The sequence below is a fragment of the Marinomonas sp. S3726 genome (genome assembly GCF_000967665.1).
Taxonomy (GTDB): domain Bacteria; phylum Pseudomonadota; class Gammaproteobacteria; order Pseudomonadales; family Marinomonadaceae; genus Marinomonas.
This window is the reverse complement of sequence record NZ_JXYC01000009.1, coordinates 156,559-176,074: the sequence shown is the minus strand read 5'-3', so window position 1 is coordinate 176,074 and position 19,516 is coordinate 156,559. Positions and strand designations below refer to the sequence as shown.

The following is a 19,516-nucleotide window of genomic DNA, read 5'->3' as shown; positions in this document are numbered from 1 at the left end:
ATGGATGAATTATTAGAACCGCAAAGTAGTAATTTGGTAATTGCCAATAGCAGTGGTGATGAATTTGTTGTGACTAGTATGTCAGTAACAGAAGGGCTATCAGAGCTTTCTGTGATAGAGGTTGACGTGCTTTGTCAGGATGTTTCTCCTGAGGACTGGGTAGGTGATCAAGTTACCTGCTCACTTTATTCTGCTCCTGGTGATAGCCGTAGCTCAGTACGAGAGTACTCTGGTTATGTTGTTGCCGTAAATGGCCTGACACAGAGTGTGCAATCTCGTAGTCGTGGTATGCGACTGACAATCAAGCCTTGGTTGGCATTGCTAGCCTATAGCGGCAGTTGTCGTGTATTCCAAGAGGTTTCAACACAAGATATTGTGACTTCTATCTTTGATGAGCTTGGTTTTAGCGGCTGTTATACAGTAAATAGTATGCCGTCGACAACGAGAGCTTATTGTTTGCAGTATAACGAATCGGATTTAGATTTTGTAACTCGCTTGCTGGCAGAAGAAGGTGTTCATTTTTACTTTGATGCTGATGCTAATTCGGCCAAGATGATACTTCAAGATGCTTCAAAGCCCTTCTCTAAAGATGGTAAGGCTACCTTGGATCATGTGGCAAAGCCGAGTGGCGAGAATGATCTAGCGACACTTTGGGAACCACAAAACCAAATGCACAGCGCTAGTATTGAATTAGCTTCTTATGACTATAACCAGTCCAAATTGATTACTAGTAAAGCGCAATCGTCTAAATACAGCTTGTCTGGGAATACAAAGTTAACTCAATATCGTTATCCCGCTTCTAGTATAACGGGGTTAATGGATGACTATTCTAGCCCTTTAGCTGTGACAGAAAGAGCCCAGCTTGATTCACACTACACCAGTATTAAAGCCAGAACAGATACTATTTCTATTTCAGCTGGACGTTATCTTGATATGAACTCGCACCCAAGTAGTGATCAAGAAGGTAGTTATTTGGTCACCCGTTCTGCTTATCAATTTGATGCAAATGGAAGCTCGGCATTTGATAAAGAAGCTGAATTTATTTGCGTGCCTGAAGATCATTTATATTATCCGGATATCGTTGAAAAGCCTGTTATTCATGGTTTACAGACGGCTGTAGTCGCTGGAACTACAGATGATGAACCTGCAGCAGATGAGCTGGGCCGAGTACGCATTAAATTTCACTGGGATTCAGAGACGGGTGACAAGACAAGTTGTTGGGTGCGTGTTGCTCAACCCATGGCTGGCAATGGTTATGGCTTTCAGTTTTTGCCAAGGGCGGGTCATGAGGTCTTGGTAAGCTTTATTAATGGCGATCCAGATCAGCCTGTGGTGGTTTCTAGTGTTTATAACAGTACTCATAAGCCGCCTTATCCAACGCTAAACACCACTGAATCAGGGATTAAAACTCAGCAGAAGGGTGAATCGAACGAAATTCGCTTTGACGATAAGGCTGATGAAGAGGCTTTTTATACCCATGCAGCGAAAGATTATACCAATGAAGTTGTGAATGATTCATTTGAAATTGTGGGTAATGAAAAGTCCGTGGCTGTGACGCAAAGTATTACCCAAACGGCAGATGTGAACTTTTCTGTGACTGCGAAAGAGAATATCGCTCTAGCGGCTGAAAAAGCTTATACCTTGAGTGCAACAGATTCTATTTCAGAAGACAGTAAAGAGATCACCTTGACTGCATCTGACACCCTTAAGTTAGTTGTTGGAGACAGTGAAATTGTAATGTCGAGCTCATCAATTGATATCAGTAGTGGTAGCGTAACGATTTCAGGCAGTTCAAGTATTTCGATAGAAGGAGGAAGTTTGTCCCAATCAGGTACCTCTGTCTCCATTGACTCGGATGCTTCTATGGATTTAAGTGCGGGAGCTAGCCTGACAGCCAAAGCTACGGCAACTCTAACTGCTCAAGGGTTGAATGCTACTTTGCAAGGTGATGTTGGTGCGACTGTAACAGGTAGTGCGACAGCCGAAATTTCGGCAGATGGTATGACAACCGTTAAAGGCGGTATAGTGATGGTGAATTAGATGCTAAAGAAAATACCCTTAACATCATGTGAAAAAGTGTGGGAAAGGTTTAAATCTTCAGATGAAGCAAATGAGATAGTCGATCTAAGTTCTGAACCGAGAGTTATTATTGACAGTCTACTTGAGGCTGGCTTATATCAAGATTTGGTGCATTTCTATTGTCATGCTTTGCCAATGCGAGAAACTATTTGGTGGAGTATCTGTGTGCTTGAGTTAAGGCAGGACGTGCTAACAAAAGCTGAGCAATCTTTATTTAATGCTTGTAAGGATTGGGTGAGAGAGCCGCAAGAACCAAAACGGCGTTATATTGAGAAGCAAATGCAGCAACTTAAGAATGAGAGTTTTATTCGATGGTTGGCCCAAGGGGTTTTTTGGAATGGTAGCGGCAGTATTGCTGAAATTAGTTTGCCAGTTGTTATGCCTGCCGAATTTTTATACTCCAAAGCCATTGCGGGGGCGATTAATACCGCAGCTGTTTTGCCTGAGTGGAAAGGACGAGATAAATTCTATAAACAAGCTTTTGCCAGTGCGTTTGATATCGCACAAGGTGGCAAAGGGCTGATTGAATAGGAGGTTAGTATGGGGTTAGCTGCAAGGTTAACAGATACACATGTGTGCCCTATGGTGACAGGTGTAGTTCCTCATGTCGGTGGAATAATTTCAGGCCCAGGGCAACCCACGGTTTTAATAGGAAGTTTGCCTGCTGTGTGTTTAGGAGATATGGCAATTTGTGTTGGACCACCGGATACCATAGTTATGGGCAGTGCCACTGTTCTTATTGGCAGTGTTCCTGCTGCTAGAATGGGAGATACAACATCCCATGGTGGCTCTATCGTTCTTGGTTGTGCCACCGTTATGATTGGTGGGTAAAGTGAGCCCGTGCGCTCCTAGAAATGAATAATAATTAAATATAATTGAGATGATATTTTATGGCGCAATTATTGGAAGCAATTTCTGCGGATGCACCTTGTGGTGAATATTTAAAAGATAATCGCACCCTGTTTCGAGGTTTGCGAAACTACTTTAACCAAGCTCAATCCTCTTATCGTCAGCTAATGGAATCTCCCGATGCCATGCATGATGAAGAGTTACTGACACAGAATGCAGCAAATTGGAATGAACTCTCTAATCAGTGTGAAAAAACCATTGAGACAGTCTCTAAAGATGTTGAGGTTATGTGTTGGTTGAGCGCTGCTCAGCCTTTTTCGCATCAGCCCTTGGAAAATTTAGCCAGTGTATTGACAAGTTTTACACAACTGATTGATACCTATTGGGATGACTTACACCCAAAGCCGCCAATCAAAAAACTGAAATCTGAAGATGATGCTGGTAGAGCTCGCGAGTGGGCTGAATTTAGAGTTAAGCCATTTTTGCAGTTGGTAGGAGAAAGGGATGGCACTGGTCTTTTATCTATGCCATTACAGAGTATAGGTCTGATTGGTGCTATTGATTATAGTCGTTACTATTCGGCCGAAAGAGATGGGCAGTTAGATGCATTAAAAGCGGAAGCATCTCAGTATATTTCAAGTAATAAAGAGCAAGTAAAAGAAACCATTTTATCCCTTGGGGCGATTAAGCAACAGTTACTTGCACTTGAAGCTAGTGTCGTTGAAAAATGCCGTGGTGTTGGTGCTCAGCCTGTCAGCTTCCGATTTATTAACCAAACCGTTGATCGACTCATTAATGCTAGTCATTATTTGGTGGGTAACCTCATTGTGCCCTGGCCTTTGGATGCTCAAGAGCCTGAACCAACTGATGTATCTAATGCAGATGAATCTGTCCCTGTCATGAGCGAAACACCTACACAAGCCCCTATAGCTGGAGAGATGACTATGTCTAATAAAGTGACTAATGAGGTTGTTTCCTTACAAGGTAAAGCGGGTGAGGAAATTTATACTCGTGACCAGGCTTTCCAGCAGCTTAGACATATTTCCGATTACTTTAGTCGTACTGAACCGCACAGCCCTGTTTACATGTTGTTAGAAAGGGCGATTAGGTGGGGTTATATGTCTTTGCCGGATCTTTTAAATGAGATGGTGGGGGAAGATGACAAGATGATGGGGCGTATGTATCAATTGGCGGGCTTAGAAAGTGTTGATAAAACCGTGATTCCTGACCCAACAATATCTGCTGCAGAGTTATCTCATAAGCAACAAGCTGCACCAGTTAAATATAATGCGCCACCTGTATCTGTTCCAAAAAATGAAAAAGTGGAGCCCGCAGCGGCGACAGAGCCAGTCAAAAAAGAAGAAACTGTGCAGGATAATTCAGCAAGCTCAGGAAATTTATCTTCATTTGAATGGTAGAGTTGTTTTTCTAATTAATTGTTTTTTAAGAAAAATACTGTAGTGTTTAAATCGTGGCTTTAGACTGTAAGTTATTTTCTTCTGTCTAGTTTAGTATCAAGAATAAATGAAATATGAAGAAGTGGTGGATCTTTAGTCGCTTAAATTTACAGTTAATGGATATAGCAGTAATCTATTTATCAACAGAGTAAATATTACGAAAGAAGAACGAGAAACTATTTTAGTATCAATTAAATACTTGCTAGTTGATCTACAACTTTCATTGAATTGTCGCGAGACAGGTCTATTGTTAATTGCTTAGTAATTATTGGAATGAGTGATAGAGAATTGAACGACTCATTTACAGGCTAGGTTATCGTTTGAATAAAATTGAAAAAACAAAATTTAAATAGAGGAAATAAAACATGGCTACTATTTACATGCGTATTGACGGTGTTGACACAATCAATGGTGCTGCGACTATTGGTGAAGTTGGTGGTAAGAAAGGATTCTTCGCAATTGACTCTCTATCATGGGGTGCTGTGCGCGGTGTTACTGTTGATGTGGGTAATGCAAACAACGCTGACCAAGGTATGGTTGGTTTAGGTGAATTGAGTATTTCTCGTCAATCTGATGGCGCAAGCCCATTGCTAACAACTTTCTTATTCTCACCAGGTGCTGAAGGTAAAACATGTGAAATCATGATTACTAAACCATCTCGTGAAGGTAACGGTGCTGATCCATACCTAGTCATCACAGTTGAAAAATCTCGTATTGCTAGCTACAACGTAGGTTGTGGTGACGGCTCTTTGCCAAGCGAATCTTTTGCACTAGCTTATGCAACTATGAGCTTAACTTACTACTATGAAGATGACGCTGGCAAAATCCAGAAAGGTGATGTTATTAAATATGACGTACCTACAGCGACATTAGCTTCTAAAGCGGCTTTATAAGCGGCTTATAAAATAGAGTTAATCATTAAGCTTGTTGACCCAGTGTTTGCAAGCTTAATTGCTGTTAACTCAATATCAGATTTGTTTGTTGTTACTTGAAGGTTTGGCTATTAAAACAATTGGTTAGTAACATTAAGGCAAGCGTTTTGATTGTATTCAAATTGTAATGACTAACTTAGTAATGCTAATTACTAGTGTGTACAAATAACGGAGAAAGATTATGGCGTTAAACTCGCAGCATAAACGGGTCAGTAAAAACCGTGTCAGCATTACTTATGATGTTGAGACGAATGGCGCGGTAGAAAACAAAGAACTGCCATTTGTTATTGGCGTAATCGGTGATTTTTCAGCACATAATGATGACAGAGAAGATTTAGAAGATCGCACTTTCTATCAAATTGATAAAGACAATTTTGATACTGTAATGAAGCGTGTTGGCCCAGAATTAAAACTTAAAGTTGATAACACACTTTCTGATGATGATAGTCAGTTTGAAGCTGAGCTTAAGTTTAATTCAATGAAAGACTTCGAACCAGATTCTTTAATTGAACAAGTAGAGCCGCTTAGTAAATTAGCTGAAACAAGACAGCAGCTTAAAACCTTATTATCTAAAGCCGATCGCTCTAGAGACTTAGAGAAGCTATTAAAAGAAGTGCTTCAAAGTGCAGATACAATTAACGCTCTATCAAGCGAATTAGGTATTGAACCGAATGGGGGAGAAGAATGAGTACTGAATTAGAAAATCAAGCTGGTGCTGAAGGCGCTGAAGGCTCTTTAAGCTTTCTTGATCGTGCTATTGCTGCAACCACTCAGACCCCAGAAGATACAACAAAAGAGCTTTTCTCTGTTTTAGCTGAACAAGCATTAGACGGTACTGTTGTTTGGGATAAAAACTTAACAAAGACAATCGAGAATGCGATTGCTGAAATTGATAAGCAAATGTCTCGTCAGTTATCAGAAATCATGCAACAAGATGACTTTCAGCGTTTAGAGGGTTCTTGGCGTGGTCTAGGCAAACTGGTTCGTGAAAGTGAAACAGGTCAAAGCCTAAAAATTAAACTAGTTGATTTCCAAAAAGACGAATTGTTAGAGCAATTTGAAGATGCGCCAGCGGTAGATCGTAGCCCGTTATTTGATGCTCTATACCAAAAAGAATTTGGTACAGCTGGTGGTGAACCTTACGGTTTATTACTTGGTGATTTTAACTTCTCTCATAAAGATGAAGATGTTTCTCTATTGCGTTATATGGGTGAAACGGCGGCGGCAAGTCATGCACCATTTATCGCTGCAGCTAACCCTGAAATGTTTGAAATTGATTCATTCACAACCTTCGATGAAGGTAAGCCGGTTGCCGCTGGATTCGATTCCCCAACCTATGCTGCGTGGAACGCCTTTAGAGAAAGTGATGATGCACGTTATGTAAGCTTAACTCTGCCACAAACTTTGGCTCGTCTTCCATATGGTGAGAAAGGTTTGTCTACAGATTCATTTAATTATGAAGAGCTAGGAACAGATGCAGAAGGTAACCCTTTACCAAAAGATAACGATCAACTTGTTTGGTCTAATGCTGCTTTTGAACTAGGTCTGAAAATGAGTCAATCTCATACGGCGTTTGGCTGGTGTACAGCGATTCGTGGATTAGAGAATGGCGGTAAAGTTGAAAACTTACCTAACCTAACTTATCTGTCTGATGCGGGTGATATCCAGCAGCAGTGTCCGATTGAAGTGAACTTAACGGATGAGCGTGAGAAAGAGCTAAGTGATCTTGGTTTCTTACCACTTGTTCATTATAAAAATACTAACTTTGGTGTTTTCATTGGTGGTCAAACAACACAAAAACCAAAAGTGTTTGTTGATCCTGATGCAACAAGTAATGCTGCAATCTCTGCGCGCCTTCCTTACATCATGGCAAGTAGTCGTATTGCGCACTATCTGAAAGTGATGGGTCGTGACATGTTGGGTTCTAACTTAGAAGCTTCTGACATTCAGAAAGATCTACAAACTTGGATTGACCAGTATACAAACTCTGGTGCAGTGGGTAATGAAGAAAGATCTAAGACACCTTTGTGTGAGTCTCGTATCCAAGTGGTAGAGCAGCCTGGTCGTCCTGGTTCTTATTCTGCAGTCGCTCACTTACGTCCTTGGTTACAACTAGAAGAGCTTACTACGTCTGTTCGAATGGTAACTAAAATACCTGGTTAAGCTTTTTAAGTGGTAGTCGATGATGTTGCAGAATGATTTTCAGGATGATTTGAATCGACTTGATGCAAAGGACGATGATTTTTTAAGGGAAGCGTTAGCTTTACTTGTTCAACTAGATGAACAAATCTTATCGAATCCTAGTGTGTTAAGAGCGACAATTCAGCGCCTTATTACTGAAATTGACGCTAAGTTGTCCGAACAACTTTCTGCCATTATGCACCATGAAGATTTTAAGCAATTAGAGTCTTCATGGCGCAGCATTGACTCCCTTGTTCAGTTGCCAATTAATAAGCAAAAAACAAAAGTCAGAATTATTGATATTTCATGGAATGAGCTATCTCATGATGTGAATTCATCTGTCTCATTAAAACGCAGTCACCTATATAACTTGTTAGGGAACAAAGAGCTTAATACCTCTGGTGGTCAGCCGTTTGGCATGATAGTCGTTGATCATTTTGTGTCGATTGATTTTGACCAAGATTATGATGATGTATACACCTTAGAGTTACTGGCCAGTTTAGGTGAGTCATGTTTATGTCCTTTTGTTTTATCACCTTCAGATAACTTTTTTGGCGGTGGTGATGCTGATTGGCTATCAGACACGGATCGAATTGAAAAAATTCTATATGGTCCTGAGTTTGATGCTTGGCAAAGGCTGAGGAAAATACCAGCCTCTCGCTTTTTAGGTTTGGCTATGCCTAAAGTTAAGCTAAGAAATAGCTATCAAAACTTTTGCTCTAACTTTGTTTTTAACGAAACCTACCAAAAAGAAAATGGCCTATGGGGCAGTGCCGCTTTTATGTTGGCGTCGGTAGCAATGCGTGAATTTAACCGCATTAGCTGGTTTGGTTTTATGAAGTCCCGTTGGCAAGATCAGTATTATGGTGCACTTGTTAATGTTCCTCCCACTGGTGCAGGTTCTTTTTGTACTAAAAAGCCAATTACTCAAGTGAATGTTATTACGGGTATGGGGGCTTTTTATGCAGATCAAGGTTTTGTCCCGATTTGTCATAGTTTAATGACTGATAAGTATTATTTACGTGGTAATAATTCTATTTGGGACAGTGGTACCAATGAAACAGATAAGGTAATGGGGCAGTTACAAACTACTTTGATGGTGTGCCGTATTTCCCATTATTTGAAAGTACAAATTCGTAGCATGATAGGTAACTTTCAAACTGCACAAGAGTGTGAAGTTTATCTAAATAACTGGCTCGATAAATATTCAAGTAACCTTTTTAATGCAGATGAAAAAACCTTAGCCAAATTTCCATTAAGTAAAGGCAAGGTGACAGTCCGTGAAGTTGCTGGCCACCAAGGTCGATATGTATGTGATGTTTTAGTTCAACCTCAATACCAATTCGATCATGTATGTGGGGAAGTTCTATTGTCGACCGATATAGGGCCAGAAGATGTATCTTCTAGAGGAGTTTTATCATGATTTTTTGGAAAACCTTTTTGCAAGAAGATGGCATATCACATCACGATGAAACCCTAGAGGCGATTCGTTATCAGCTGACAGTGTTATTAAACTCAGAAGCCCCAATGTTGAGTTTACCAAAAAACTTAAAGCAGGTAGAAAAGTCTACTGTTAGGTTTGGATTAGACAGTATTTATAGTATTAGCAGTCAAATGGATAATGATCAGTTTTCTCGCTCAATGGAAGGTTGGATTAGAGATTTCGAGCCAAGACTAACCGATGTTCATGTTGAGATTGAAGAAGCGGAAACCCATAAGAATATTATTAGCTTTTCTTTAATGGCTCGAGTAACAACCGAAACTGGCAACCATGCCTTAATGTTTGATTCTAATATTTGTTTAGCCAATCAAACAGTTAGTTTAGAGGGGCAGGAAGTTGTCTGATCAATTAATGCGTTATTACGAACGTGAGCTCGCTTATGTTCGAAAATCCTTAGATGAATTTGTTAATCAATTTCCAGAACAAGCAGGTACGCTAAGGCTTAACCAAAGTGCTAATGAAGACCCTAATATCAGTCGCTTGATTGATGCAATGGCACTATTAACAGCAAAAACTGAAAAGCGTATAGATGAGCAATTTCCTGAGTTAGTACAAGGGTTATTCTCCTTGCTTTACCCAGGTTATCTACAAGTCTCACCTAGTTATACTGTGCTGGAGTTAGAAGCTGACCCAGACAAATTAAGTGATATTGTCTTTTTACCAAATGGCAGTCCTTTAACTTTACCTGTTAAGTCGGGCCACGAGTGTGAATTCACCACGGTAAGTGATTTACAGATCCTGCCTTTAGAAATCACCCAAGTAAAAGCGCAAGCAGCACCTTTTAACTTTATTACCCCATCTCAACTCAAGCACTCTGATTCTGTCATACAAATCGAGCTTTCAGCGCTTGAGAATATGTTTAGTCAAATTGCTTTTAATGATTTTAATTTTTATATCCGAGGCTTTGAGAACAACTCTGCCAGCGTGATTGACCTTTTGTTACTGCAAACAGAAGTGATTAGTGTATTTCATGGAGATCAACAAAAAGTCATTGAAGTTGATCGTTTAGTCTCTCGTATTGCTGATGAGGATTTTCAGTGGTTACCAAAATACGCAAGCCACTTTAAAGGTTATGACTTACTGAGAGATTATTTTACCTATCCTGATAAATCCGCCTTTTTTAGTATTAAGAGCCTAGGACGAGAGTTATCAGAGTTCTCTACTGATAAAGTCACCATCAACTTCTTTGTTAAGCAGTTACCTGCTGAGTTTTTACGCCTTTTTGATAAGAGCGTATTTGCCTTAAATGCTGTACCTAGTATCAATTTGTTTGAAACGAGAGGCGAGCCTCTCAATTACGATTTTTCTAAGTTAGCTTTGCCTGTTGTTGCTGATGTGAATGCAGGAGAGCAACTGGAAATCGTTTCAGTTGAAAGTGTTAGTGAAGTTTTACCGACGGGTGAAATAGCCCTAAGCCCTGTGTATGAATCTGGTTACTGGCATGATGATAAGTCTCCTCAGTGGCAGGCCAAGCAATATTGGAATGAACAGGGTAAACGACATATAGATTTATCCATCAGCTATCCATATAGCCAACCAAGTGACTCAATCGTCTTGTCTATGATGTTGAAGGTTTGTAATGGCCGTACCCCATGTTTAGTGCCAGCGGGAACAGAAGCAGACTCTCTAGCCGCAATTGACTTACCTGGTGTTTTAAAAACTTTATCAGCACCGACAGCACCTCATTACCCAGATTTAGATAATCGTATGAATTGGCGTTTTATCGCCCTATTAAATTCAAACTTTTCATCTTTGCTGCAAGCTGATGACCCTGTGAAAGCCTTGCAACACGCATTACGCTTATGTTGTCCACAAACTTTATGTCCTCAGGCAGATGCGATTAAAAATGTTGAATATCAGCATCTAGTGTCACCTATGACCATTATGCAGCAAACCATTTTTGCTTCAGGTACTGAGGTCACTATTACATTAGATGATGAGCTAATTGCCAATCAGGTGGCAGTTTTTGCCCATGTGCTAAACCATTTTTATCAACAGTTTTGTAGTTTTGATCGTTTCATACAATTAAAAATTAAACGCTTTGGTAACAGCCAATCGAGTATTGATTTCCCTAAAGTACATGGGAGTCAGGTGTGTCTTTAGTCACCTCGGTTCTAGCTAACCCTAGACGCTATGACTTTATTCAAGTCATCAGGTTGCTGCGAATGGCTGCTAAAGAGAAGCAGCTAAGGTTTATTCCTGAGCCTATGCCAGAGGGTGATAGTGAAGAAGTCATCGCTATAGAGCTAGGGGTAACCAGATGCAAAGTGACTTTAGGTATCACTGCTTTGTCTGGTTGTAGAGGCGTTATTCCTGATTATCTTTATCAAGAGTTATTGAATGCGTTACATCAGGAAGAGTTTTCATTACAGACCTTTTTAGATGTTTTTAACCATAGGTATTACCAGTTATTTGCCGACTCAGTTACCAGTAATTTGCTACTAAAAGAAGAGCAAGAGGTGATGCAGTCATCAAACTCAAATAGTCTGAAGCAAAAAGATGCGTTGGCTCAGTTGTCTGCATTACCGCAAAGCCTGACAGAGGGCTCAACGACTAGTCTGTTAAGATTTAGCGTGTTGATTGGCTTAAAAACGAGAAATTTAAAGACGCTAAAACAATTGCTCAGTGCTTACTTTGACTTAGATATTTCGGCCAAGGTAGCAGAAAAAACAATTTACAGAGTGCCATCAGATTGTCTGACTAAGCTTGGACAGCAGCAAGGGCAAAACCAACAACTGGGCCGTGGCTTTTTATTAGGTAAGCAAGCGAGCCAGTATTTTCAATCATTAGAGATTTTAGTAAAGCCAAGAAGTCATCGTGAATTTTTAGGCTTACATGCAAATTGGCATTTTGCTCGCAGTTTAAGAGCCTTGGTGTCTGTTTATTTGAGAGAACTCACGGATGTGAAAGTTTATTTATACGTTAAACGCGCTTATATAAATGAGCCTAAATTATCCGCATTGAATGGTGGTGTTCGACTGGGCGAGGCAAATTGTTTATTGCCAAAACACGCACCGGATGAATATCGAAAAATCCTTCTACAACCAGAGAGATAAATTATGTCCCACGTAAAACTAGGAAATTTAGTTAGTAAATTAGAGCCAGAATTACGAAGTGCTTTAGAACAAGCCGCTGGTGTAGCAATGAAACAAAAAGTTGCCGCGATTGAAGTAGAGCATTGGTTAGTGCAAGTACTTGCGGTAAGAGATCAGGCTTTTGAAACCTTTTTGAAAGTACAAAATGTTGACTCTACAGCCTTGATGAGCGAACTGACATCACGCCTAGATCGAATCCCTAAAGGTGCCGAAGGCCAGCCTACAGTTAGTGCAGGTTTAAGTGAATTGATAGAAGCAGCTTGGATGCAAGCTTCTGTTAACTTCGGACATGGTCAGGTGAATGCTTTTCACCTATTACTTGTGATGGTTCAGGCTGACGCGTTTGGCATGAAGAAAGTCAACTTGCCTAGTTTATCAACTGTTTCAGTTGAAGCTTTGCAGTCTAAAATTAGTAAATTACAGACCGTTGCCAGCCTAAGTACTGCGGCCGCGGGGGAAGCGGGTGCCCCTGCTCAAGGTGGCGAAGGTGGTGCACTTGATAAATACACTATTAACCTGACTCAACAAGCGCGTGATGGCAAGATTGATCCTATTTCAGGCCGTAATGCTGAAGTACGTTTGGCAATAGACATTCTTTGTCGTAAACGTCAAAACAACCCTATTTTAGTTGGTGAGCCAGGTGTGGGTAAAACTGCTGTTGTAGAAGGTTTAGCGTTGCGTATTGTGAGTGGTGAAGTACCTCCTGTGATTCAAGGGGTTGAACTACATACTTTGGATTTAGGTTTGCTTCAAGCGGGTGCTAGCATTAAGGGGGAATTTGAAAACCGCCTTAAAGATGTTATCAACGAAGTGAAGAACTCTGAAACCCCTATTATTGTTTTCATTGATGAAGCGCATACGCTTATTGGTGCAGGTGGCGCGGCAGGACAAAACGATGCTGCAAACTTGCTAAAACCTGCTCTTGCTCGTGGTGAGTTTAGATCATTAGCTGCGACAACTTGGGCTGAGTATAAGAAGTACTTTGAAAAAGACCCTGCATTAACACGTCGTTTCCAAGTCGTAAAAGTAGAAGAGCCAAATGCGGTTGATGCTTTGCAAATGCTACGTGGTGTTGCTAAGTCTTTAAAAGCACACCATGGCGTCTTTATTAAAGAAGATGCATTAGATGCAGCAGTTAATCTCTCTATTCGTTACCTACCAGCGCGTCAATTACCAGATAAAGCTATTAGCTTGTTAGATACTGCCTGTGCACGTATTGCTTTAACTCAAGGTGCCAAGCCTGAGCGTATTGAAAGTTTAGAGCAAAAGATTCGCTACTTTAATAGTGAGCTTTCTGCATTAAACGTAGAAGATGCTGTTTTTACGGAAGCTGCGGAAGACAGACAAGCCCTAGCTGATCAAGTTGTTGAAATGGAAGCTGAGTTAGCTGGTTTAAATGATAAGTGGAACAAAGAGCTGGATCTTGTTCAGCAAATTATTAGTTTAAGTGACACCATTCAAACGCAATACAAAGATGATGCATTGGATGCGGAAGAGCAAGATGCTTTGCAAGACTTATTGAGCCAGTTAGAAGAGGCCCAAGGTGACGAGCCTTTGGTTTTCTCTATGGTTGATTCAGGTGTGATCGCAGAAGTAATCTCAAGCTGGACCGGTATTCCAGCTGGCAGCATGGTGAAAGATGAAGTTGCGAAACTTCTGAATCTCGAAAATGCTTTGCATGAGAGAGTAATTGGCCAAGACGCTGCGATAGGTGAGCTGGCTAAGAGTATTCGTATTTCCCGTGCAGGATTAACCGATAATCGCAAGCCTGTTGGTGTTTTCCTCATGTGTGGACCAAGTGGTGTGGGTAAAACTGAAACTGCGATGGCACTGGCTGATCAAGTATTTGGTGGTGGGGATAACCTAACGGTTATTAACATGACTGAATTTAAAGAAGAGCATAAAATCTCCATGTTACTTGGCTCTCCTGCAGGTTACGTTGGTTTTGGTGAAGGTGGTGTTTTAACAGAAGCAATTCGCCGTAATCCATACTCTGTTTTGTTATTGGACGAAATGGAAAAAGCGCATCCAGGCGTACATGACCTTTTCTATCAAATTTTTGATAAAGGCCACATCAAGGATAGTGAAGGTCGTAATGTCGACTTTAAAAACACCATTATCATAATGACATCTAATGCCGCAGACCAAGCTATCTGTGATATTTGTGATGAACAAGAAGAGCGTCCATCGACAACAGATTTGGTTGAGCAAATCCGCCCAGATCTACAAACTTTCTTTAAACCTGCTTTCTTAGGTAGGGCGACTATCGTGCCTTATTATCCTCTGAATACAGAAGAGCTAACTAAGATTACCGAAATCAGCTTAAAACGTATTCAGAATAAATTGGATGAGCAATATAAAGCGACATTCGAATGGGATCAAAGTTTTATTGATTTCGTGGTTTCGCGTAATATTGACCCGACAACTGGCGGTCGTGCTATTGAGCAAATTATTAATCGCTCTCTAATGCCTAGACTAGCCGAAGAATGCATTCAAAGGTTGAGTGAAGGTTTAGCAATCACAAGTGTTAAAGTGAGTGTCGAAGCTAGCTCGGGTGATTTAGCTCTAACCATAGATTAATAAAAAGAGGATAACCGTGCAGATTGCTAGAACAGGGTATCATCATACTAAGTGGGTTCTCAGTCTTGTATTGTTTTTACTAAGTGGTTCAGTCTTTGCGCTGGACCGCTTGTACTTAGCAACGCAGGAATGGCCACCATATCAAACGGTAGATCGTGGAGAAATTGGCGGTGTTGCTGTTGAGCGCGTGCAATGCACTTTGCGCCATATGGGGCAGCCTTATGAAATTACCATGATGCGTTGGGATAAAGCGCAACTATTAGTTGAAGCAAATAAAATGCACGGTTACTTTTCAGGTTCGCGTAGTGCGTCAAGAGAGCTGTATTCTGATGCCTCAGACCCTTTAATTTCAGAAGAATTGTCTTGGTTTATTTCACCTAATGTAAGTCTGGATTTAGATGATGAAAGCGCCAAATATAAAGCGCGTTTCAGCGCTAAATTTAATACGAATAAATGGCTTAATTTAAAAGAAGAAGGTTATAACGTGGTGAAAAAGCCACGTGATTCTGACTCTTTGTTACAAATGTTATGGCAAGGAGATATAGATGTTGCTTTAGAATACCGTTTGGTATTTGAGCATTCTATGGCTCAGGAGAATATCCCACTAGATTACTTCCGTCGTGTTCCTTATGGCACACAGGATTTAATGGTGCATTTCTCAAAAGAATTTTTACGTAAAAACCCTGTTTTCTTAGGCAATTTTAATAAAGCCCTAAAGCAGTGTCTTTAATAGCGGACTTGTAAAAGAGCAAATTTATGTCGATAAGTTTACAGCTCGTTGAGCTACCAGAAAATGAACAAGTCAATAGTAGGCAGCTTTCTTTACCTGATACAGGAGGAACAATCGGGCGCTCTTTCGATTGTACGATCCAATTACCTGATTTTAATCGTACTTTATCTCGTGTCCATGCAGAGATAGTGAAACACCCTAAAGGCTCTTATCAAATTATAGATCGGAGTGTGAATGGTGTTTTTGTTAATGGCCAATTATTGGGAAAAGGGCTACGCCACTTTTTAGCTGATGGCGATACGATTGTGATGGGGGCCTATACCTTACTTATTAGTGATATGGAGTCCTTGTTTGCCGCCGAAGAAGAGCCGCCGGTTTTAGATGATGTCTATTCCGAAGAACTAGACTCTAAAAGCTTTTCAATTGATAGCTTAGACATAGGGGAAAAGAGCAAAGTACAGGATAGCCCTCAGAGTCTAGGGGATTACTTTGATAATAAAGATGATGACTTTTCAGAGGAAGCAAACTTGTTCTCCAAGAAAAATGTATTAGCTGATGATGAGTTTGGGTTTGATCCATTTGAAGAGTCTCCAGCGGATTCCGAGTTTGAGATTAATGAAGAAAATATTGAAGAAGTAAGCTCACATGATGAAGAGATCGTCATGTTAGAAGAACCAAATGTGAGCCTGCAAACAACTCAATCATCAAACTTGTTAGACGAACATCAGATGTTGAGCGATAGCATCATGGCCTTAAGCCAGATGGTCGATCAGCAAAAGTTGGGACTTAATAGTGCGATTGCTCATGAAAGGTTAATGGAATGCATTGATAAAGCCGTTGATCGTTTTTTGGAAGATTTAGAACCTGATCATATGGAAGATGTATTTAACGATTATTTAACAGGCTGGGGCAACAGAGATAAAAAGTATTGGAAGTTGTACCGTAAAAACTTTATTCGCAAACAGGAAAGAAGAGAGTTTCATCGTTCTTTCTCCGCGTTATTTTTAGAAGAATTAAGAGGCAATAAGTGAGGCTTTTGAACCTACCCGCCATTTTGTGTGTGGCTTTATTAATGTTAGTGACTGGCTGTAGTAGCAATAGTGCTACAAGTGTCAATACAAAAGCATTCATTGCACCTTATCAAGTTGAGTTTAACGTTGAGACCCTAGACGATATTAATGCTTATGGTGATCAACAGGCTCGACCTATTGTTATTCGTATTTATCAACTCAGTGAATTTGGTGTGTTTAATAGCGCTGAATTTTTAGACTTATATTCAAAAGATAGAGAAACATTAGCTGATTCGTTAATTGATGTGACATCACTGGCGCCAATGCTACCGGGTAAAAATCAAAAAATAACCTTAGATGTACAGCAAGAGTCTCGTTATATCGCTGTGCTAGGTGAGTTTGCAGATTATGCTAATGCCGAAGTTAAAGCTTATGTTGCTTTAGCGGAAACCCCTGAACAATACCCTGTTTATATTCGAGTTAGTGGTAAGAAAATAGCGATATCACAGCCCGTTGATGAATCTTGGTGGAAAGTATTTTAAGGAGTCTGATTTGAGACGTCATCGCAAGGTAGTTTGGAGTGAGGGTATGTTTATTGCCCCTCAACATTTCCAACAACAAGAGCGTTATAACCACCACTATTTAGAGCAGTATATCGCTTTGACTCAAGGTGGTCAGCGTTATGGTTTATCGACGCTTGAGATTGATCAGCATAGATTACAAATTGGCAAAATTGCTGTTACTCAGTGTCGCGGTCTATTTCCTGATGGTACCTATTTTGAAAGTACACGTGAGCTTCTGCTAGATGTTAAGCAAGGCGCACTAGAAAAGACTGTTTACCTCGCTTTACCAATGAAGATCGAAGGCGAAAATGAATACGGTCTAAGAGAAGAAAATAAACGATATCTAAAAGAAACTGTAAACTTATTTGATGCCAGTGACTCAGGCCAAAACTCAGTTGAAACGACGGTGGCAGAACCTAATGTTAGGCTGTTATTAGAAGGCGATGAGATGACAGGGATGACAATCATCCCGATCGCTAAAATTCTGGAAAGTCGCGAGAGTGGGCAGCTAGTTTTAGATCAAAGTTTTATTCCTGCTTGCTTACAATACGGTGCTTCGAGCTTATTAAGAGAAAGAGTAAAAGAGTTATTAGTACTGACTCAAACCCGTGCTAATTCTGTTGTACAGCGTATTGGTGCTGGTCAAAACCGTAAAAGCGAGCAAAGTCTGATGCGAGAGTATCTATGGCTGCAAACTTTGAATCGCTGGTTGCCTTGGCTGCACTTAACTGCAAATAATACAGAGCTTAGTTTAGATGAGTTTTACGATGGTTTAGTGCGCTTCTCTTCAGAGCTAGCCAGCTTTAAACCAAGTGTTGCCGAAGCGCCAGACTTACTAGTAAGAGATGATTTACAGCATGTGTTAGGTAAACTATTTACCCGCCTACGTGACCAGCTGTCTATGGTACAAAGTGATAATGTTGTTGAGTTTGCTTGGGATACCAAGTTATTTGAACGCCGTCGTTTATTAAGAACCTCGGTTAAAGATATTCACTTAATGGAAAACCGTCGTTTTGTTTTGGCTGTAGAGTCAAGCATAGGAACATCGGCATTAGCACAGATCTTTCCAACAGCATGTACCTTGTGTGGTTTGGGGCAAGTCGCAGAACTTGTGCGTAATGGCCTTTCTGGCATTAGTTTAAATGTATTACCAGTTGCCCCAAACGAGCTAAAACCTAGGGCAGACATTTGTTATGTCGAAATCGACACACGCCATATTTACTGGCAAGAGATAAAGGAAAAGCGTGAAGCCTTAGCTATTCACGTTGATAGCCGTATCCCTGATTTGCACCTGCAACTCTATGTCTTAGGTTGAGTTATTTATGAATAATTATCTTGATGAAGCGACAATTGCTGTCGCTCCAGCATCCTCTGCTGCAACTGCATCTCATTTTAAAGACGCCGTTTTTTTAGAAAGTGCGAGCGCCTTAAAAAATCAGGCGAAAGATGCGGTTGATCTGCAAAACTATCTGCATTTTGATAATGCCATTATGAGTGCCAGTGCCGAGTTATTAGCCCTAACTGTTACTGTTGCACGTATGCAGAAACCGGATGATCTCTTTCTATTTAAGAAAGGCATCAAGCGAATTATTTCAGACTTAAAACATAAAATCGCTGCTTTAGATTATCCGCCATCTGTGGCGGATAAAACCTGCTTCTTATTTTGTATTGTGATTGATGAGCAGATTCTCCATAGCGCTTGGGGCGAAGAGTCCAGTTGGGAAAACCAAACTCTGGTGAGTGAGCTGTTTGGCATGCGTAATGGAGGAGAGCAATTTTATACGGTAGCAGAGAGAGCATTATCTCAACCTGCTATGTTAATTGATCTACTAGAACTGATTTATGTTTTCTTAAAAATTGGCTTTCGTGGTCAATACCGAGTGCATGGTAGTGATAAATTAGAAGAACTACTTAAGCGTTTAGAAAAAAATATCTTTGAAAATAGAGATAAACCAGAGTTGAAGCTTTTTAATGGTGAGAGTGATACTAATGCTTCATTTTTCCATAAAGCTAAAAAGCCGCAAAGGCCCGCTAAATTCTGGCGTCAAGGGCTGCTATGTGCAGCTTCAATTGCCTTGGTTTTTGCGGGTATTTCCTATTGGTATCAAACCACTTTGCCGCAAAAAGCGAGAAGTTTTATTCAATTAAGTGAGTTTACCCAAGCATACTTTAATGAAGTTGATGGAAAAGACATTGAGTACACTTATGTCAGCACCGATGAAGAAATGCTTAATCCAGCCAATGCTAAAAAGAGTGTTAATCCAGTAACACCGACAGCGGTGAAAACGAAAAGTCAGAATACTTGGCGATTACAGCTAGCTACTTTATCGAGCGAGAAGTCTGCTCAATCCTTTATTCAAGAGTTAGCCTTTTATAAAGGCACTGCTGAAATAGTTAAATGGCGTAGTAAGTTTCGTGTAGTTATTAATTTTAGCGATAAAAATACGGCGTATGGTGCGCTGGACAAAATACGTAAGAACGGCATTCCTGATGCCTTTATAGTCACCCTAAAATAAGTCGCTAAAACGCTATAAGGTAG

At 40.4% G+C, this 19,516-nt stretch carries 17 protein-coding genes; all 17 read left to right on the top strand.

Annotated elements, in window-relative coordinates:
- The 17 genes from tssI (at position 1) to icmH (ending at position 19,493) form a co-directional block, all read left to right on the top strand.
- Positions 1-2,040: a type VI secretion system tip protein TssI/VgrG gene (gene tssI, locus TW85_RS08360; protein ID WP_046016649.1), complete on the top strand. Its 2,040-nt coding sequence runs from the start codon at positions 1-3 to the stop codon at positions 2,038-2,040.
- Positions 2,041-2,610, top strand: a complete 570-nt coding sequence (locus TW85_RS08355) for a hypothetical protein (RefSeq protein ID WP_046016648.1) — start codon at positions 2,041-2,043, stop codon at positions 2,608-2,610.
- A 9-nt stretch (positions 2,611-2,619) separates the two neighbouring features.
- The gene (locus TW85_RS08350) at positions 2,620-2,910 is read left to right on the top strand and encodes a PAAR domain-containing protein (RefSeq protein WP_046016647.1); all 291 of its coding nucleotides are present in this window, start codon (positions 2,620-2,622) and stop codon (positions 2,908-2,910) included.
- 59 nt (positions 2,911-2,969) lie between these two features.
- Complete coding sequence (locus TW85_RS08345) at positions 2,970-4,346, top strand: type VI secretion system ImpA family N-terminal domain-containing protein (RefSeq protein ID WP_046016646.1); 1,377 nt, start codon at positions 2,970-2,972, stop codon at positions 4,344-4,346.
- A gap of 404 nt (positions 4,347-4,750) precedes the next feature.
- Complete coding sequence (locus TW85_RS08340) at positions 4,751-5,278, top strand: type VI secretion system tube protein Hcp (protein ID WP_046016645.1); 528 nt, start codon at positions 4,751-4,753, stop codon at positions 5,276-5,278.
- 220 nt (positions 5,279-5,498) lie between these two features.
- Entirely contained in the window at positions 5,499-6,005 is a 507-nt protein-coding gene (gene tssB / locus TW85_RS08335) for a type VI secretion system contractile sheath small subunit (protein ID WP_046016644.1), read from the top strand.
- Positions 6,002-7,480 carry a type VI secretion system contractile sheath large subunit gene (gene tssC / locus TW85_RS08330; protein WP_046016643.1) on the top strand — a complete coding sequence of 493 codons (1,479 nt, stop codon included), beginning with the start codon at positions 6,002-6,004 and terminating at the stop codon, positions 7,478-7,480. The genes tssB and tssC overlap by 4 nt, the downstream gene beginning before the upstream one ends.
- A 19-nt stretch (positions 7,481-7,499) precedes the next feature.
- Positions 7,500-8,921, top strand: a complete 1,422-nt coding sequence (locus TW85_RS08325; RefSeq protein WP_238326189.1) for a type VI secretion system contractile sheath large subunit — start codon at positions 7,500-7,502, stop codon at positions 8,919-8,921.
- Positions 8,918-9,343: a type VI secretion system baseplate subunit TssE gene (gene tssE / locus TW85_RS08320; RefSeq protein ID WP_046016642.1), complete on the top strand. Its 426-nt coding sequence runs from the start codon at positions 8,918-8,920 to the stop codon at positions 9,341-9,343. The genes TW85_RS08325 and tssE overlap by 4 nt, the downstream gene beginning before the upstream one ends.
- A complete protein-coding gene (tssF, locus tag TW85_RS08315; RefSeq protein WP_046016641.1) occupies positions 9,336-11,102 on the top strand; it encodes a type VI secretion system baseplate subunit TssF in 1,767 nt (588 codons plus the stop codon). Before tssE ends, tssF begins: the two co-directional genes overlap by 8 nt.
- Positions 11,093-12,055 (top strand): type VI secretion system baseplate subunit TssG, encoded by a 963-nt coding sequence (locus TW85_RS08310; RefSeq protein ID WP_046016640.1) that lies wholly within the window; start codon positions 11,093-11,095, stop codon positions 12,053-12,055. The genes tssF and TW85_RS08310 overlap by 10 nt, the downstream gene beginning before the upstream one ends.
- Positions 12,056-12,058: 3 nt before the next feature.
- Positions 12,059-14,674, top strand: a complete 2,616-nt coding sequence (gene tssH / locus TW85_RS08305) for a type VI secretion system ATPase TssH (protein WP_046016639.1) — start codon at positions 12,059-12,061, stop codon at positions 14,672-14,674.
- Positions 14,675-14,690: 16 nt separating this feature from the next.
- The gene (locus TW85_RS08300) at positions 14,691-15,404 is read left to right on the top strand and encodes a transporter substrate-binding domain-containing protein (RefSeq protein ID WP_046016638.1); all 714 of its coding nucleotides are present in this window, start codon (positions 14,691-14,693) and stop codon (positions 15,402-15,404) included.
- Between the two features lie 26 nt (positions 15,405-15,430).
- Complete coding sequence (locus tag TW85_RS08295; RefSeq protein WP_046016637.1) at positions 15,431-16,435, top strand: FHA domain-containing protein; 1,005 nt, start codon at positions 15,431-15,433, stop codon at positions 16,433-16,435.
- Entirely contained in the window at positions 16,432-16,956 is a 525-nt protein-coding gene (gene tssJ, locus TW85_RS08290) for a type VI secretion system lipoprotein TssJ (protein WP_052702025.1), read from the top strand. The genes TW85_RS08295 and tssJ overlap by 4 nt, the downstream gene beginning before the upstream one ends.
- A gap of 10 nt (positions 16,957-16,966) precedes the next feature.
- On the top strand, positions 16,967-18,292 hold the full coding sequence (gene tssK / locus TW85_RS08285; RefSeq protein WP_238326188.1) for a type VI secretion system baseplate subunit TssK: 1,326 nt from the start codon (positions 16,967-16,969) through the stop codon (positions 18,290-18,292).
- Between the two features lie 7 nt (positions 18,293-18,299).
- Positions 18,300-19,493: a type IVB secretion system protein IcmH/DotU gene (gene icmH / locus TW85_RS08280; protein ID WP_046016635.1), complete on the top strand. Its 1,194-nt coding sequence runs from the start codon at positions 18,300-18,302 to the stop codon at positions 19,491-19,493.
- Positions 19,494-19,516 lie beyond the last annotated feature (23 nt).

Excerpts from the sequence above, each read along its gene's own strand:
- tssI (WP_046016649.1), top strand. The coding sequence starts at position 1 with ATGGATGAATTATTAGAACCGCAAAGTAGTAATTTGGTAATTGCCAAT.
- TW85_RS08355 (WP_046016648.1), top strand. The coding sequence starts at position 2,041 with ATGCTAAAGAAAATACCCTTAACATCATGTGAAAAAGTGTGGGAAAGG.
- TW85_RS08350 (WP_046016647.1), top strand. The coding sequence starts at position 2,620 with ATGGGGTTAGCTGCAAGGTTAACAGATACACATGTGTGCCCTATGGTG.
- TW85_RS08345 (WP_046016646.1), top strand. The coding sequence starts at position 2,970 with ATGGCGCAATTATTGGAAGCAATTTCTGCGGATGCACCTTGTGGTGAA.
- TW85_RS08340 (WP_046016645.1), top strand. The coding sequence starts at position 4,751 with ATGGCTACTATTTACATGCGTATTGACGGTGTTGACACAATCAATGGT.
- tssB (WP_046016644.1), top strand. The coding sequence starts at position 5,499 with ATGGCGTTAAACTCGCAGCATAAACGGGTCAGTAAAAACCGTGTCAGC.
- tssC (WP_046016643.1), top strand. The coding sequence starts at position 6,002 with ATGAGTACTGAATTAGAAAATCAAGCTGGTGCTGAAGGCGCTGAAGGC.
- TW85_RS08325 (WP_238326189.1), top strand. The coding sequence starts at position 7,500 with ATGATGTTGCAGAATGATTTTCAGGATGATTTGAATCGACTTGATGCA.
- tssE (WP_046016642.1), top strand. The coding sequence starts at position 8,918 with ATGATTTTTTGGAAAACCTTTTTGCAAGAAGATGGCATATCACATCAC.
- tssH (WP_046016639.1), top strand. The coding sequence starts at position 12,059 with ATGTCCCACGTAAAACTAGGAAATTTAGTTAGTAAATTAGAGCCAGAA.
- TW85_RS08295 (WP_046016637.1), top strand. The coding sequence starts at position 15,431 with ATGTCGATAAGTTTACAGCTCGTTGAGCTACCAGAAAATGAACAAGTC.
- icmH (WP_046016635.1), top strand. The coding sequence starts at position 18,300 with ATGAATAATTATCTTGATGAAGCGACAATTGCTGTCGCTCCAGCATCC.